Origin of the sequence: Domibacillus sp. PGB-M46, from assembly GCF_022668875.1 — a bacterium.
Lineage (GTDB): Bacteria > Bacillota > Bacilli > Bacillales > Domibacillaceae > Domibacillus.
On sequence record NZ_JAKGCR010000007.1, the window covers coordinates 139,674 to 154,617 of the forward strand.

The following is a 14,944-nucleotide window of genomic DNA, read 5'->3' on the forward strand; positions in this document are numbered from 1 at the left end:
CAGTTTTTTGTTTTTAGATAAACTTCGTATTGAGCCAGCCGCAAAACAGAACGTAATCGCTTTTTACACGCTCTTTGTATGCCATAGACATAAAAATAAGCTGTGTTTCAAATGCGTCATATTCCTCCCCAATGGCTTTTAAAATTTCTTCCTCACTATGGTAGTCAAGCAGTGAATGTTCGATGTCACGGTCTGCACGGGCATGAATTTTTGCCGCGATGCCGCCGAACACTTCAAGTACTTTATCAAATTCCTGATTATTCTCGATATCTTCCGGCTTAATTCGTTTTTTGTATGGCGAGCGCTCCCGCACGTAAAAGTGGCGGCTATCAATCGTGACAAAACCTAAAAACGGATCGTCATGGTGATGCATCGCTTTTTGGGTCATCACTACCCGTTCACCTTGATGGCCATATCTCAGCCAAAATTCTTCATCGTACGGCATGAAGTAAGCCGGAACCGGTGCGCGAACTTCCTTCATTTCTAAAATAATATCATCAAGCTCTTGTTCGCATTCTTCTTTTCCTTCTATTAAAATGTAAAAGCGGTCGAGACCGATCGAAGCTGTTCCGGACCCGCTTTTACGAACAATATGCTTGATTTCATAAAATTCGCTTTTCTTTCTGTCTTCTTCATCAAGGCTTTCTACATACTGGCACCAGGCGGCCTCGATTTTTTGCTGTTCTTTCTGTGTAACAGGCTGGAGTTCTTCAGAAAGTGCAAACATCCGCCTGCCCGCTTCTTTAACGGTCCAGCGGTCAAGCAGTCTGGCAAGGTCACGCTTTTCAAGCTTTTTGAGTACTTTCCGGATCGGTCCTTTCGTGTTTTCCTCTGTGAAAAACAGCGTCACCGGACTCTCTTTGCCTTTTACAAACTTTTTCAGCTGTTTGTAATAAGCTTGAAGAAACGTACGCATTCTTTCTTCGGAATCGGTAAATCCATATTGTTCACAATAAAGTGCAATGCTGACCGTCATGCGGAGCAAATCATATACATAGGAACCCATATAACCTTCATCAAAATCATTCACATCATAAACAAGGTTCCCTTCACTATTTTGAAATGCCCCGAAATTTTCCAGATGCATATCACCTTGAATCCACGTCGGCTTATCTTCCGGTGTATGGAAAGAAAATGGAATTTTCGTTACGTCATAGTAAAATAAATACGCATTGCCCCGGAAAAAACGAAACGGATTTTCCGCCATTTGCCGGTATTTCTGTTTTCGTTTATCATGACTCAGGCCGGTAATCCGTGAGTCAAATTCATTCAGCACCGTTTCCAGCATATTGCAACGAAGTGTCCGGCGCGTTTTCTGCACTTCGGCCATCCAATTTTCAATCATCCCTACCCCTCCCTCGTCTTTTTTATTTTACCACAACAAAAAAGAGCACGGTTTGAAAAAACAGCGCTTACGCAGGGAACCATATTTTGGCCAAATAAATGACAACAGCGACTGTAATGCTGCTCAGTATCGTCGTAACGATCACCGCTTGAGAAGCGAACTCAGGATAATTATCGTACTCAAGTGCCAAAAGCGCACTGTTCCGCGAGGTCGGAAACGAGCTGGCAATAAACATAGCCTGTGCCAGTGTGCCATGCACATTCAAAATTGTAATCACGAGCAGCCCGATTGCGGGAGAAAGAAAAAGCCGGGTAAACACAGCCAGCACAAGCGGCCTTGAAAGAGAAGTAATTTTCATATACGCACACTGGGCCCCTAATGTAAGAAGAGCCACTGCCAAAAATGCGTTAGAGGCGTTCTGAATGGGCGACCATAAAAAAGAAGGGACGGTTATACCGGCCGCCTTCAGGATAACCGCTGCCACAAGAGCATGGAGCACTGGCAGCTTCAACACTTTTTTTAATACTTTCTCACCTTGGGCAGAAGCAGAAACGGAATTGTAAAACCCCCACGTGTAGGTGAGCAGGTTTTGAAAAATCGAGATAATAATCTGAACCGACAAACCGAGCGGGTTCGCCGCGAAGACAAGACCGCTTACCGGCAGCCCATAATTGCCGGAATTGCTTAACACTCCGCTGTTTTGATAGCTTGAGGACAGCTTTCGGTCAAAACCGGCCAGCTTGGAAATAAGGAGCGCTGCCACAATTAAAAGTCCATTGAATAACAGCAAATAGGCAAAAACAATCCCAGCTGTTTTGCCCGATAATTCCGTTTCATATATATTGACGAAGCAAACCATCGGCAGAAAAAAGTTAATCGTAAGCTTTGATAAAGTAGGCATATGCAGCGTGTACTTCCGGTGCAGCACAGCTCCCGCAGCGATGAGTAAAAACATCGGTAAAATAATTTGAAGGAACACACTAGCGAAAACTAACATCTTGAAAACGCCTCCATCTTGTCAAAAAAAGAAAACGGAGCGCGGCGCTCCGTTTTCCCTGGGGATGTGATCCACTTCTGTTCACATCAGGGGATAAAACAAGAGTAACATAGTACATTATGAAGGAACAGGTTATTGCTATTTTATTCTTTTTGTTCATATTGTTCATGATCCGGATGCTTCTTCTTTTAAAAATCGGCTGATCCATGCACTTACAATTTCAGGATATTCATGATGAAGCCAGTGAGTTGCTTCATCTATTAACACAAGCTGCCCGTTCCCACATTGCTCGACACTTTTCTTAGCCAGAATAAGAGACAACGTCGCGTCTTTTCGGCCCCATAGCATCCGTACAGGCACAGCCGGCCCAGGAGCTGAAATGTCGAAAAAATCCTGCTGCCGCATCGCTCTGTACCAATTAAGCATCGCTGTGACGGTTCCTTTTTCCGCCCATGCTTCTTTGTACACCCGCATATCCTTCTCATCAAAGGTTCCTGGATGGGCGGTTGCTTTCATCAGCTTTTCGAGCAGGCTGTATTCATTTCGCTTGAGCAGCCATTCCGGCAAAAACGGAAGCTGAAAAAAGAAAATATAAGCACTTTTGAGCCATTGAAGGGGATAAAACGGAGCGGTTTTGGCAAAAACAGCTGGATGCGGCACATTCAAAATGACCAGCTTTTGTACAAAATCGGGATAAACAGAAGCTAAAAACCAGCCGACAACGCCTCCCCAGTCATGACCCACCACAAGAGCTTTTTCACAGCCGAAAGATCGAATAAGGCTTATTATGTCTTTTGCAATCACATCGAGTGTATACGCCTCGAGCGGCTCAGGCTTGCTGCTTTTTGAGTAGCCCCGCATATTGGGCACGACCACCCGATAGCCTTGCTCCACTAAAGCATCAGCCTGCTTCTTCCAGCCGTAGGAGCATTCCGGGAATCCGTGCAGCAATAAAACAAGCTCTCCCTTCTCCGGCCCGGCCATTTCGGTGTAAAGATCGATTCCATTTACCCCAATGAGCCGCTTCGTCCATTTATATGTATCCACCTTCTTCACTCCTTTTCGCGAATGATTTTTCGTCTCTTTTTTCATTCCCCTTCACTGCCTAAATATGCAAAGAAAGAGAATAGAAAAAGCTGCCCGGTTTTCCGGACAGCTTCTCTTTTCTTATTTCGGCATATTGACAAACAGTTCATCGACAGCCGGTTTTCCTTTAACCAATCCTGTCTGTTCCATCCAATCGGCTGTTTTTTGCCACGTTTCTTCTTCCTGATAGCCAAAGCCTTGCCCTGATTCCATAAGCGGCAGCAAAATATCCAGGCTTTCTTTTTCCACTTTTTCTTCAAGAGGGAAGTTTTCTTTTTCCTGGTTCGCCATTAAAATATCCAATGCGCCGTCCGGATCTTTTTTCACATCTTCAAATCCTTTTTCGGCTGCACGCCAAAATGCTTCGATCAATTCCGGATTTTCTTTCCACGTTTTATCACTTGTCACAGCAATTAATTCATAAAAAGACGGCACACCATAATCAGTCAAATCAAAATTAGCGGTTTTGTACCCTTCAAATTCCAACAGCGGCACTTCGTGGTTAATATAAGCACCGACCACTGCATCCGCTTTTTTGCTGATAAGAGATGCGTTTAATTCAAAGCCGACATCCACTAAGTCTACTTTCGACGGATCGCCGCCGTCTTTCTCCACCATCGTTTTCACAATCGATTCATTCAGCGGAATTCCTGTGTAGCCAACTGTTTTGCCTTCTAAATCTTTTGGCGATTTAATATTGCTTTCTGCCAGCGACACAACCCGGTTCAACGGCTCCCGTACAATGGCACCGACTGATTTCACCCCAACATTTTGCTCAGTACGCGCTACAATCACGTCCGGCTGATACGTAATGGCCATTGTTACTTGGTCAGACGCGGCCATTCCAATCGGATCTGTTGCATTCGCCGGAAATTGAATGTCCAGGTTAATGCCTTCATCTTCAAAGTAGCCCTTTTCCTTCGCTACATATAAAAAGCTGTGTACGGCATTTGGATACCAGTCCAGCATAATGCTGACATCCTGCATCTCCTTTTGGCCGCCCTCCTCTGTTGTTTCTTTTGGTTTTTCTTCATTGGCTCCGCATCCTGCGAGCATAACCGCAGCAAGAGCACCCGCTATCCATTTTTTCATTCGTTTTTCCTCCATTTCATTGACCGCTTTTCAAGCAGTTTAACTAATACAAATAACACAATGCCTACAATCGAGAGCAGCACAACAGGCGCAAAAACAGCAGCTCCATCAAACTGGGTCATCATGCGGCGGCTGAAGTAGCCAAGCCCGGCCTGTGCCCCAAGCCATTCACCAATTGCCGCACCAATCACGCTTAGTGTAACCGCGACCTTTAACCCTGAATAAAAGTGCGGCTTCGCAGAAGGCACCTGCACTTTAAAGAAAATATCCTTTTTTGTTCCGCCCATTGTGAGCATCAATTCACGCAGCTCTTTACTGCTGGATTTCAAACCGTCAAATGTATTGACCGTGATCGGAAAAAAGGTAATGAGCACTGTTACCACGACCTTGCTCCAGATCCCATAGCCGAAAAACAAGATAAAAATAGGTGCCAGTGCAATGGTTGGAATCATTTGCGATGAAATCACAATTGGATAAAAAGCCCGTTCTGCCGTTTCACTTGCTGCCATCCAGACCGCCAGCGCCACGCCAAGCACAATCGAGATGGCAAGCCCGATTAAAATGATCGACAGTGTAGACGGCAGATGCTCTAGAAAAAGTGTTTCCCGAAGCTCCCAAAAACGAACCGCTACACCGGAAGGAGACGGAAAAATAAACGAAAGATTCACCAGGCGTGCGGCCAGCTCCCATAAGCCGAATAGGAGAAGCACAATCAGCAGGGCAGGTCCATATTTCTTCATCACGGCTTTTTCACCTCATTCCGCAGCTGGTCAATCAAGTCATTTTTCAGCTTTATTACAGCCGGATCATTTAAATCCCGCTGTGATCTTGGGCGGCTAAGCGGAACTGCTACTTCCTCAAGCGTACGGACCGGTGTATCCCGGAAAATAAAAATCCGATCCGATAAAAACAGCGCTTCATTCACGTCATGGGTAATAAAGAGGATGGTTTTCTCCCGCTGTTCCCATTGATCCAAGAGCCACTCCTGCATGGACAGGCGTGTAATGGCATCCAATGCACTGAACGGTTCATCGAGAAGCAGAATATTGGAACCGGTCAAAACAGAGCGTAAAAAGGATACACGCTGGCGCATACCGCCGGACAGTTCAGACGGATATTTGTCTGCCGATCCTTCAAGTCCAAACTCATCCAGCAGCGGTATAATACGTTTGGCTGCTTCCCTTTTGGATACGCCGGCCAGCTCAAGCGGAACAGACGCATTTTCAAGCACTGTCCGCCACGGCATTAACAAGTCCTGCTGCGGCATGTAGCCGGTACGGCCATGCCGGCTTTTGAACTGCTCTCCATTTAACCAAACAGCACCCGTCTCCTCCTGTTCCAGCCCGGTAATGAGCCGAAACAGAGTGCTTTTGCCGGAGCCGCTTGCTCCAATAATCGTCACAAATTCACGGTCGTACACCGTCATATTCAACTGATCAAGGATTGGTTTTTTGCCGCCGTACGAAAACGACACATCCCGAAACTCAAGCACCGGCTTACGCATTGCCAGGCCACATTTCTCCGTTGTATGCCATGTCCCAAAACATGTATTCAAACCGGGTCGTGTTTAGGAAAATGTCCTCAAGCCGTGCACGCTCCCGTTCCGACTTTCCATCCGCCTGCTCATCCATTAAATCAATGCACCACTGGGCAAGCTGGCCGAATTCTTCGGAAGCATACATCCGAATCCACTCACCATACAGCTCATGGTCTGCAGCGCCCGGCCGTTTACTTAATTCCTTGCCAATCTCCCAATAGCTCCAGGCACATGGAAGTACAGCCGCCATTACATCCGCCAGCGTTCCATTTTGAGCCGCGTGCAGCATGTAATGCGTATAAGCAAGTGTAACCGGCGACGGCTTTGCCGCTTCAAGCTCTTCTTCTGTAATACCAAAACGTGCAGCATACTGCCGGTGCAAAGCCATTTCCTCGTTTAACGTTCCATCTAAAAGTGCGGCAAACCGGCCCATCGTCGCCACATCTTCCGCTTTCACTGCTCCAATCGCAAACACTTTCGCATATTGAATTAAATACAAATAATCCTGCACCATGTAAAAACGAAACCGGTCGGGATGAAGGGTTCCATCTCCCATTCCCTGCACAAATGGATGCTGATGATTTTGCTTCCAGATCGGCAGGCATTTTTCCCGCAAATGATCACTAAATTTCATTTCAGCGCTCTCCTTTCTTTTGATGTGTCCAATTGTAGATAAACGCCGCCATCACTTTTGTGTAGCGAACGAGTTCATCAATGTCGAGCTGTTCATTCACCGCATGCGCATGACGAAGCGCGCCGGGTCCATAAATAGCCGTTGGAATCCCGGCATCTGCCAGCCAGCCGCCGTCCGTTACGGAAGGGGACACATCGAGTACAGGCTTTTCATGAAAAACCGTTTGATGGGCGTCTATCAATGCATGGACAGCCGCATGGTGAGGATCTACCTCAAACGAAGGGAAAACTTCGCCCCGGTCTTCAATCATAGATGTACCGCCCCACTTAAACCGCGGCGGATTTTCCTGCATCCACAAATCACTTTTGGCGATGTTTCCGATAAATTCTTCTACTTCCTGCGCTACACTTTCGTACGTTTCATTCGGATAAAAATGAACCGTAATCCATAGACGGCATTCATCCGCAATAAAAGCAGCATGACGTCCGCCTTCGATCACCGCTGGATTGATTGTCGTCGTTCCCGGCGGAAAGCCCGGATAGCTTTTCATTACCGCCCAGTGCCGTTCAAGCTCTTGCAGGCCATGGATGATTTTTGTCATTTTTTCAATGGCGCTCGCACCCATCAGCCGGCCGCCTGCATGAATCATCTGCCGCCGTGTAGCATCGTGAAAGGTCTGGTCGCTTTTTAGCGTAATCCAGCCGGTGATGACACCGCCCTGTCCCTGGATGTGCAGTTCACTCGTATCAGCTACAAGCGCAAAATCAGCATTGTAGCCGCGCTTGCAGCACTCCAACGTTCCAGCTTCGCCGACTTCTTCGCCGATTACGGACTGAACGATCAAGTCACCCGGAAGCTTTATGCCCGCTTCATGAAGAAGCTGGAGGGCAAACAGGGACCCGGCCAGGCCGCCTTTCATATCCGCCGCTCCACGTCCGATCACGGCATTTTCTTTTACGATTGGCGTAAACGGGTCTGACTCCCATTTCTCATCCGGCGTTACTTCTGCCACGTCCATATGGCCATTTATAATGAGACTTTTATAAGCTTCGCTGTTTGTTCCCTTTAACGTACCCACCACATTTGGATCGCCCGGGTATACATCCCACTTGTCAATATCAAAACCTTTTGTGCTTAAAAACCGGGCAACAAACTGCTGGGCTTCTTCTGTATTGCGGGCTGGCGGTGCCGGTGTCCGGAACGAAATTAACGTTTTCAGCAGTTCGACCAGCTCTTCTTTTCGTTCATCTATTTGTTTATGTATTCCTTCGATCGTCTCTTTCACAGCTCTCTTCCTTTCCCAAACAAAAAAAAACGTTTCTTCGCATGGAAGAAACGGTTGTGATGACATATCGGACATAAAGCGTCAAAACACCTCTTCCTTACGCCGGTCCAAACCGGATCAAGTTTTAAGGGTTAAGGCAGCTCGCCTCTCTCAGCCCGAAGGCACCCCCAGCGGTGATTCCTATTTAATTTGATCTTGATACTAGTTTTATCACACTAAAGCATCTCATTCAATAGCAAATGCAATTTTACCAATTTGTTCGGCCTTTTCCATTCGGATGAACGCGTCTTCAAATTGATCCAGCGTGTAGGTCCGGTCCATTACCGGACGCAGATTATGATTTTCAATAAACGCGAGCATCTCTCTCATTTCTTCTCCGCTCCCAAGCGTGGAGCCGTACATATTAAACTGTCCATAGAAAAATGTACGCAAATTGATCATCACTTCATCGCCGGCAGAAGCGCCAAACGTCACAATGGTGCCGCCTGTTTTTAACTGCTCAAGTGACCGGTTAAAAGTCGCGGCTCCAACAGACTCTATCACCAGATCCACTTTTTCTCCCCCTAGTGCTTCACGCCAACCAGCAGCTGAATCGATCGCCTTGTCCGCACCGAGTTTCAATGCTCTTTGGCGCTTTTCCTCTGACCGGGATGTTACATACACTATAGCACCAGCCGCTTTGGCAAACTGCAATAGGAAAGTGGCCACTCCGCTGCCAATCCCGGGAATAAAAACGGTCATGCCCGGCTTTACTTTTCCTCTTGTAAAAAGAGCACGGTAGGCAGTCAGGGCAGCAAGCGAAAGGACACCCGCTTCTTCCCACGACAAATGAGCCGGCTTCGGTACAGCATTTTCTGCCGGTACCGTAATAAACTCGGCAAATGTTCCATGAAAAGGCAGGCCGACAATTTCAAAGCCCTCCGGCGGGGCATCGCTTTTATCCGGCCACCCCAATCCCGGGTTGATGATCACTTCATCGCCGGTTTGGACTATGGTTACGCCAGCACCCACTTCATCTACAATGCCGGCACCGTCTGATCCGATTACAAGCGGCGGCTCTGTTTCTTTATGACGGTGCAGCACAAAAAGATCGCGGTGATTTAAGCCGGCGGCTTTTAACCGTATGCGCACTTCTCCCGGTCCGGGTACCGGCTTTTCAATCTGCCCGGCCAAAACGCCTGACAGGCCTGGTTTTCCTGCATGAAGAACGGCTTTCATCAAATTCCCCCTTCATTTTATCTATATGGTATGATTTTAACATACACATTGATAGAAACTGGTATTTTGTGTTTTGGTAATCAGGCTCGCAAAAAGAGATAATAGAATGAAAGAAATCGCAGTGGATCTTTTAGCTTTCGTTTTTTCGCTGTTACCTTCGTGTTAAACCGGTCGATGGAGGAGCTATGAACAGACCGCTCCCAAATAGCAGACGATCAAAGGAGGATAACAATGGATCTCCCGGGTAAACCAGATTATGTAATTGAGCTGAATATGAAAAGGATTCATATTTGGGCTCTTGTGCTGACTCTTCTTTTTGTCCTGATCGGCAGTTTTGCTGCTGTCATGCTTCACGGAGAAAGCTTTTTTTCCTTTTCCATGCTTGGTATCCTGTTATGGCTCGTTCTTTACGCCATACTTATTGTGCTTCATGAAATTTGTCATTTGATCGGGTTTAAACTTTGGGGAAAATGCAAATGTGAAGATCTTGTATACGGAGTGAACCGGGAACTTGGTGTTGCGTATGCGGGCACGAAAAAAATGCTGCCGGCACGTGCTATGAAAAAAGCGCTCCTGCTCCCGTTTTGGCTGACCGGTCTGCTTCCGTTTGTAATAGGTATTTGGCTGAACAGTGCTTCTCTTATGACTGCTTCTGCTTTTTTAATCGGGGGAGCTGCAGGTGACTTTTCTATGTACGGGCAGCTGCGCCGGGTACCTAAAAATGCGTTCGTTTTTGACCATCTTTACAAACCAATTTTGTATATTTTTAATCAAAAAATAGACAGTCCTTCTTGAGGAGCTGTCCACTTTTGCTTTCCAGCTTGATGCATTTCGATATGAGGTCATTAAATATCGAGTATGATTTTTCCGAATGAATCGCCATTTTCCATATAGTCAAGAGCTTCCGCAGCCTTTTCAAGCGGAAAATGCTTATCAATGACTGGACGAATTTTTTCCTGTTCAAATAATGTCAGCATATCGGCAAATTCCTGTGGACTGCCCATTGTGGTTCCGCGTATATCCAGATGCTTAAAAAACGCGCGGGGCAAAACGAGCTGGGGCACTGGACCCGCTGTAGCACCAAAGCTTACAATCCGGCCTCCCGGCTTGGCAAGGTCGATTAAACGGTCAAAGGTGTCCCCTCCAACCCCATCAACAATCAGATCGGCGCCGCCTATTTCGCTCTTTAATGCTTTGGCCCAGCCCTCACTCCGGTAGTTGATGCCGCCGGCTGCACCCATTCGTTTAGCCCGTTCAATTTTTTCATCATTGCTTGACGAAACAAATACACGCGCTCCCTTTGCAACAGCAATTTGAAGAGCAAACAAAGCTACACCGCTGCCAATGCCGGGAACGAAGACCGTATCGCCTTTTTTCAGTTCTCCGCGCGTAATGAGTGCCCGGTAAGCCGTAAGGGCGGAAAGCGGAAGAGCCGCTGCTTCCGGCCATGTTAAGTAAGCCGGCTTTTTATATACATTCTCGCATGAGATTTTTACATATTCGGCATAGGTTCCATCTGCAGGCATGCCAAGAACGTGAAAGTCCGGCTGATTGAATCGAATGTCATCTCCCCATTGAAGTCCGGGATTGATGACAACTTCATCCCCCGCCCGCAGACTTTCCACACCGTCTCCCACGGACTCTACGATACCTGCTCCGTCTGCCCCAAGAACAGCCGGCAGCTTCATACCCGGGTACATGCCATATGTAATAAAAACATCACGCCGGTTTAAGGAAGCATTTTTCAGCTTCACAATAATTTCCCAGCTTCCCGCAGATGGCTTTTCTACTTCCACGCGCTTTAGCGCATTCGGTCCGCCTGTTTCCTGCAGTAACATGGCTTTCATTGCATTCTCCTCCTTTGTTCGACATTTTTCTGCGTTTACCCGTTCATTTTAACAAGAAAACATACCCCTGCATACGATATAGCACTACGCTGCTGAAAAGGATGTGCTTGTGATGCTGACCGAGAAACTCACAAAAGCGATCAATGGAGAATATACAGCCATTCACATTTATGAGAAGCTGGCAGATATGGCTTCAACGCCTTCCCAGAAAGAAAGAATTTTAGCCATTCGCACGGATGAAGTCCGCCATTTGGAAACATTCTCCTCTCTTTATCATGCGTTAACTGGAAATACTCCTTCTCCTGTATGTGCCGAACCTTTTCCTAAAACATTTAAGCAAGGAATTTTGCGAGCTTTTAAGGACGAACAAGAAACGTCTGAATTTTATCAGGACATAGCCGATTCCACTCATCTTCCTTATGTGAAAAAAGTATTCAACCGGGCGGCGGCCGATGAACAGCGCCATGCGGTTTGGTTTCTATCTTTTTTATAATCTCTTTTAAAAACCGTGCTTGCGAAGCCAGCTTTCACATACAGATTTCCATTTAGACACTTCCTTATACCCCTCAGCAAGACCAAGTCCGTGAGGGCCGCTTTCAAAGATGTGCAAATCAAAGGGAACCGAAGCACGGCTCAATGCAGCCGCGAATAATAAGCTGTTTTCCACTGGAACCGGCTCATCATCTGCTGTGTGCCATAAAAAGGAAGGCGGCGTTTCTTTCGTTACGTGCCGCTCATTCGATAAAAACAGACGCTGTTCGCCCGATGAACCGGGTCCAAGCAGATTTTCCATTGATCCTTCATGGCGATGCTCGCCGAATGTAATAACGGGATAACCTAAAACGAGCAAGTCCGGACGAGACGGCTTCTGTTCAACTGGATCAGCAGCATCTGCTATTCCCTGATCGTATTTAGTGGCGAGCGTTGAGGCAAGGTGGCCTCCCGCCGAAAAACCGAGCACGCCAATTCGGTTCGGATCCACATTCCACGATACAGCATGATACCGGACAAGACGAATGGCGCGGGAAGCATCCAAAAGCGGAACGGGATGACGGTAAGGTGCTGTTCGATAATGAACAACAAAGGCATGAATACCAAGACCGTTCAGCCATTTTGCGATAGGTTCTCCTTCGTGATCAGCTCTTCTCGCATAGCTTCCGCCCGGAAAAATGAGCATAGCCGGCGCTATACTGTCCCCAGCTGGATAAGCCATCATAGAAGGTGTTTCCTCTCCCTCAAGTTTAAAAGGAATTTCCTCTTCCCACAGGTGAATCATTCTGCTTCCTCCTTTATTTTGAATTGAATCCACGCTCGGTCACATAGCCATCCATAGACCAGATACCTATTTTCTTCCTCTTGGCTATTTCTTGTTTCGCTTCAAACTCATCCAGGTAGCGTGTATTTGGCGGATATACATAAGCCACCCGTGCCAACCCCTCTTCAAGAAGCATTTCCTGTACGCTTCTTCTATCCACATAGACATACACTAATATTCGATTGTACTTGTCCAGGCGTTGTCCAATATCAAATTCAATCGTAATATCTCCGCCTTTGAGCAATTCTGCAGTCCGCTCCTTTGCTTCCTCACCGAGCGGCTGCCTGCCCAGCTGCGGATGACGGGTTTCTGGTGTATCAATAAGCAGAAACCGGGCACTGAATTCTTCTTCTTTCCCATCACGGTCCGCGTCAAAAGCAAAAACAGCGGTGTCACCGTCCACCGGGCGGACGAGCTTTGCCGGTATCGGCTCCATTACTCCTTTTGTTTTTAGAATGCTGCCTGCTTCACTAACCGGCTCCTCTGTCCCATCGGTATTCGTTTCTGTTTGCTTATTTTCTTGTTCAATCGCTGTTAATACATCTTCTGTTACTTCAAGAACATCGCTCACATCTTCTAAGCTGCAGGCTGACAGAACGAAAGCTGCGGCTGAACATAGAATCAGTGTCACCTTTCTTTTCACGTTTTAATCCTCTTTTCTATCTACTTGAACTTCTACAAAAAAAACCTCTTTGAAAGAGGTTTGAGACTGCCGACAAAGTCGGCAGTCTTTTTTTATGAAAGCTTTCACTATTAAAAAGGGCAGGTTTCTTTTCGGGAAACATTGCTTCTTGAAGGGAGCCGATAGGGGAAGCGGGGCTCCCGCCGCCTTCTCGTCTCTCTTCCCAACCGCCCTCTCTCTGCATGAAAAAGAAACAAAGCGGTCCTTTGGCAAAAGATTTATTTGTCTACAATCTCAAACTTCTTTGAAAGAGATTTTTATTTTCGGGCAGCTGCTTCCTGGATATAGTCGGCAATAACTGGAACAGACAGCTCGAGGCCGCTTGTAGACAAACTATTTTGTACATATTGAAGTTTATTATCATCACTTGCATACGACTGAATATTAAGTATGTTATTAATATATAAAATGCCTTCATTTGTAATCATCGGCTTGATTACATGCCCGTCCGTTTCATAGTAATGACGGATTTTTGCCAGGCCATTAATAAGCCCCTGGTCAAACAAGTCGTTCATGGCAATCTCATAAACCGCCGGCTTCATATTCTCACTCATCCGTTCATGCAGCTCGTACATGACATCCGGCTTGTTCTCTAAATAATACTGTACGTAATAAGCAAGAAGCACCTGTTCTGCTACTGATAACTGTTTTCCCATACAAACGCCTCCTTTTTAATCTTCTCTATTATACATGATGCAGGCGCCTATCAGTCAATTTCCATTCAACCTCTCTGTCTGAGGTACATATACTATGAATAATCTTAAATGCTCTGACGTAGGCATATTGACACAAAAATTCTATTAACAACTCTCTTAAATCATGATATAGTCATGACAACAAATACCATATAATAGAGGAGCTTTAAGATATGACCTTCAAAAAGGTGATGATAGCGATCATGCTTTGCGTAATGGCTTTATCACTCGTATCTCCCGCTGCAAAAGCCGCTGAACCTGCCGCTGCTTGTTATACAAAAAAAGCCGCCAGCAAAACATATATTAATGTATCTGTCGCCACGCTCTGGAAAGATGCGAGTGCAAAACGAAAAATGGATCAGCCGTCCCTATCAAATCCTGTCAACATGCGGGACTGGACAGCGAACATGTCCACTGTGAAAGACCGCCTTTGGCTTACTGGAAGGGCAGAAACACAGGCTCTGTATGGCCAGGAAGTCACTGTGCTTAAAACAAGCGGCAGCTGGGCACAAGTAGCTGTAAAAGATCAGCTCACGTCCAAAAACAGTAAAGGTTATCCAGGCTGGCTGCCTAAATCACAACTTACCACACAGCCTGCTGCCTACGAAGGCTGCCAGACGGCATGGGTAAAATCCAAGACTGCTTTTTTGTTTCATGATAAGAAACAGTCGTTTATGGAAATCAGCTTTAATACAGAACTGCCAATTATTAAATCAGAAACAAACTGGGTACAAGTCATGACTCCGGCAAATGGCGCCAAATGGCTTAAGAAAAGCGACATCCGGGTGCTTGCTGCAGTTCCAAACATTCCGAAACCGACCGGGTCTGCGCTTTTGGCAACAGGAAAACAGTTTCTCGGTCTTCCATATTTATGGTCGGGGATGTCGGCTTACGGCTTTGACTGTTCAGGATTCACTTCTTCGGTTTACCGGTATCACGGCATCAGCATTCCACGTGATGCGTCCGAACAGGCAAAAGCGGGTAAAGCAGTGGCAAAATCCGCTCTTCAGCCAGGCGACCTGCTGTTTTTTGCTTATAATAATGGCAAAGGACGTGTTCATCATGTCGCCATGTATGCCGGCAGCGGCCAGATGATCCATGCTCCCAAAGCCGGCAAGCGGGTTGAAATTATTTCTATGAATACTGCTCCATACAAACAGGAGTATGCAGGCGCACGCCGTTACATTCAATAAAAACATCCCCGGTTTTCT

16 protein-coding genes and 1 riboswitch are annotated in these 14,944 nt (G+C 46.6%); of the genes, 3 read left to right on the top strand and 13 right to left on the bottom strand.

The genetic code is table 11. From position 1 onward, the window contains the following. Positions 1–13 precede the first annotated feature (13 nt). From L2D08_RS11395 to L2D08_RS11435, 9 genes are all read right to left on the bottom strand, one after another. Positions 14–1,345, bottom strand: a complete 1,332-nt coding sequence (locus tag L2D08_RS11395) for a DUF2252 domain-containing protein (RefSeq protein ID WP_242233897.1) — start codon at positions 1,343–1,345, stop codon at positions 14–16. Between the two features lie 67 nt (positions 1,346–1,412). Next, a complete protein-coding gene (locus L2D08_RS11400; RefSeq protein ID WP_242233898.1) occupies positions 1,413–2,342 on the bottom strand; it encodes an AEC family transporter in 930 nt (309 codons plus the stop codon). A 165-nt stretch (positions 2,343–2,507) separates the two neighbouring features. Further along, entirely contained in the window at positions 2,508–3,389 is an 882-nt protein-coding gene (locus tag L2D08_RS11405; RefSeq protein ID WP_242233899.1) for an alpha/beta fold hydrolase, read from the bottom strand. 120 nt (positions 3,390–3,509) lie between these two features. Further along, entirely contained in the window at positions 3,510–4,520 is a 1,011-nt protein-coding gene (locus L2D08_RS11410) for an ABC transporter substrate-binding protein (protein WP_242233900.1), read from the bottom strand. Continuing rightward, the gene (locus tag L2D08_RS11415; RefSeq protein ID WP_242233995.1) at positions 4,517–5,260 is read right to left on the bottom strand and encodes an ABC transporter permease; all 744 of its coding nucleotides are present in this window, start codon (positions 5,258–5,260) and stop codon (positions 4,517–4,519) included. Before L2D08_RS11415 ends, L2D08_RS11410 begins: the two co-directional genes overlap by 4 nt. Continuing rightward, positions 5,260–6,024 carry an ABC transporter ATP-binding protein gene (locus tag L2D08_RS11420; protein WP_242233901.1) on the bottom strand — a complete coding sequence of 255 codons (765 nt, stop codon included), beginning with the start codon at positions 6,022–6,024 and terminating at the stop codon, positions 5,260–5,262. Before L2D08_RS11420 ends, L2D08_RS11415 begins: the two co-directional genes overlap by 1 nt. Continuing rightward, a complete protein-coding gene (tenA, locus tag L2D08_RS11425) occupies positions 6,017–6,691 on the bottom strand; it encodes a thiaminase II (RefSeq protein WP_242233902.1) in 675 nt (224 codons plus the stop codon). The genes L2D08_RS11420 and tenA overlap by 8 nt, the downstream gene beginning before the upstream one ends. Before the next feature lies 1 nt (position 6,692). Then, positions 6,693–7,976: an acetylornithine deacetylase gene (locus tag L2D08_RS11430; protein WP_375337578.1), complete on the bottom strand. Its 1,284-nt coding sequence runs from the start codon at positions 7,974–7,976 to the stop codon at positions 6,693–6,695. A 77-nt stretch (positions 7,977–8,053) separates the two neighbouring features. Further along, positions 8,054–8,155, bottom strand: a riboswitch (TPP riboswitch). 46 nt (positions 8,156–8,201) lie between these two features. Beyond that, the gene (locus L2D08_RS11435; protein ID WP_242233903.1) at positions 8,202–9,194 is read right to left on the bottom strand and encodes a zinc-binding dehydrogenase; all 993 of its coding nucleotides are present in this window, start codon (positions 9,192–9,194) and stop codon (positions 8,202–8,204) included. 231 nt (positions 9,195–9,425) lie between these two features. Here L2D08_RS11435 and L2D08_RS11440 point away from each other — a divergent pair, with 231 nt between their 5' ends. Next, positions 9,426–9,989, top strand: a complete 564-nt coding sequence (locus tag L2D08_RS11440) for a DUF3267 domain-containing protein (protein WP_242233904.1) — start codon at positions 9,426–9,428, stop codon at positions 9,987–9,989. Positions 9,990–10,039: 50 nt separating this feature from the next. Here the strand turns inward: L2D08_RS11440 and L2D08_RS11445 are convergent, their stop codons facing one another. Further along, positions 10,040–11,041, bottom strand: coding sequence for a quinone oxidoreductase family protein (locus L2D08_RS11445; protein WP_242233905.1), 1,002 nt, complete (start codon positions 11,039–11,041; stop codon positions 10,040–10,042). A gap of 112 nt (positions 11,042–11,153) precedes the next feature. On the opposite strand from L2D08_RS11445, the gene L2D08_RS11450 reads away from it, so the two are divergent. After that, positions 11,154–11,534 carry a ferritin family protein gene (locus tag L2D08_RS11450; RefSeq protein ID WP_242233906.1) on the top strand — a complete coding sequence of 127 codons (381 nt, stop codon included), beginning with the start codon at positions 11,154–11,156 and terminating at the stop codon, positions 11,532–11,534. A gap of 6 nt (positions 11,535–11,540) precedes the next feature. Here L2D08_RS11450 and L2D08_RS11455 read toward each other — a convergent pair whose 3' ends face one another. The 3 genes from L2D08_RS11455 to L2D08_RS11465 form a co-directional block, all read right to left on the bottom strand. Continuing rightward, complete coding sequence (locus tag L2D08_RS11455) at positions 11,541–12,317, bottom strand: alpha/beta hydrolase (protein ID WP_242233907.1); 777 nt, start codon at positions 12,315–12,317, stop codon at positions 11,541–11,543. A 13-nt stretch (positions 12,318–12,330) separates the two neighbouring features. Then, positions 12,331–12,999: a thermonuclease family protein gene (locus L2D08_RS11460; RefSeq protein ID WP_242233908.1), complete on the bottom strand. Its 669-nt coding sequence runs from the start codon at positions 12,997–12,999 to the stop codon at positions 12,331–12,333. A gap of 296 nt (positions 13,000–13,295) precedes the next feature. Continuing rightward, complete coding sequence (locus L2D08_RS11465; RefSeq protein WP_242233909.1) at positions 13,296–13,694, bottom strand: hypothetical protein; 399 nt, start codon at positions 13,692–13,694, stop codon at positions 13,296–13,298. Positions 13,695–13,906: 212 nt separating this feature from the next. Here L2D08_RS11465 and L2D08_RS11470 point away from each other — a divergent pair, with 212 nt between their 5' ends. Then, positions 13,907–14,926: a C40 family peptidase gene (locus tag L2D08_RS11470; RefSeq protein ID WP_242233910.1), complete on the top strand. Its 1,020-nt coding sequence runs from the start codon at positions 13,907–13,909 to the stop codon at positions 14,924–14,926. Positions 14,927–14,944: the final 18 nt, after the last annotated feature.

Excerpts from the sequence above, each read along its gene's own strand:
- L2D08_RS11465 (WP_242233909.1), bottom strand. The coding sequence starts at position 13,694 with ATGGGAAAACAGTTATCAGTAGCAGAACAGGTGCTTCTTGCTTATTAC.
- L2D08_RS11400 (WP_242233898.1), bottom strand. The coding sequence starts at position 2,342 with ATGTTAGTTTTCGCTAGTGTGTTCCTTCAAATTATTTTACCGATGTTT.
- L2D08_RS11470 (WP_242233910.1), top strand. The coding sequence starts at position 13,907 with ATGACCTTCAAAAAGGTGATGATAGCGATCATGCTTTGCGTAATGGCT.
- L2D08_RS11455 (WP_242233907.1), bottom strand. The coding sequence starts at position 12,317 with ATGATTCACCTGTGGGAAGAGGAAATTCCTTTTAAACTTGAGGGAGAG.
- L2D08_RS11440 (WP_242233904.1), top strand. The coding sequence starts at position 9,426 with ATGGATCTCCCGGGTAAACCAGATTATGTAATTGAGCTGAATATGAAA.
- L2D08_RS11445 (WP_242233905.1), bottom strand. The coding sequence starts at position 11,041 with ATGAAAGCCATGTTACTGCAGGAAACAGGCGGACCGAATGCGCTAAAG.
- L2D08_RS11450 (WP_242233906.1), top strand. The coding sequence starts at position 11,154 with ATGCTGACCGAGAAACTCACAAAAGCGATCAATGGAGAATATACAGCC.
- L2D08_RS11395 (WP_242233897.1), bottom strand. The coding sequence starts at position 1,345 with ATGATTGAAAATTGGATGGCCGAAGTGCAGAAAACGCGCCGGACACTT.
- L2D08_RS11410 (WP_242233900.1), bottom strand. The coding sequence starts at position 4,520 with ATGAAAAAATGGATAGCGGGTGCTCTTGCTGCGGTTATGCTCGCAGGA.
- tenA (WP_242233902.1), bottom strand. The coding sequence starts at position 6,691 with ATGAAATTTAGTGATCATTTGCGGGAAAAATGCCTGCCGATCTGGAAG.
- L2D08_RS11435 (WP_242233903.1), bottom strand. The coding sequence starts at position 9,194 with ATGAAAGCCGTTCTTCATGCAGGAAAACCAGGCCTGTCAGGCGTTTTG.
- L2D08_RS11420 (WP_242233901.1), bottom strand. The coding sequence starts at position 6,024 with ATGCGTAAGCCGGTGCTTGAGTTTCGGGATGTGTCGTTTTCGTACGGC.
- L2D08_RS11415 (WP_242233995.1), bottom strand. The coding sequence starts at position 5,260 with ATGAAGAAATATGGACCTGCCCTGCTGATTGTGCTTCTCCTATTCGGC.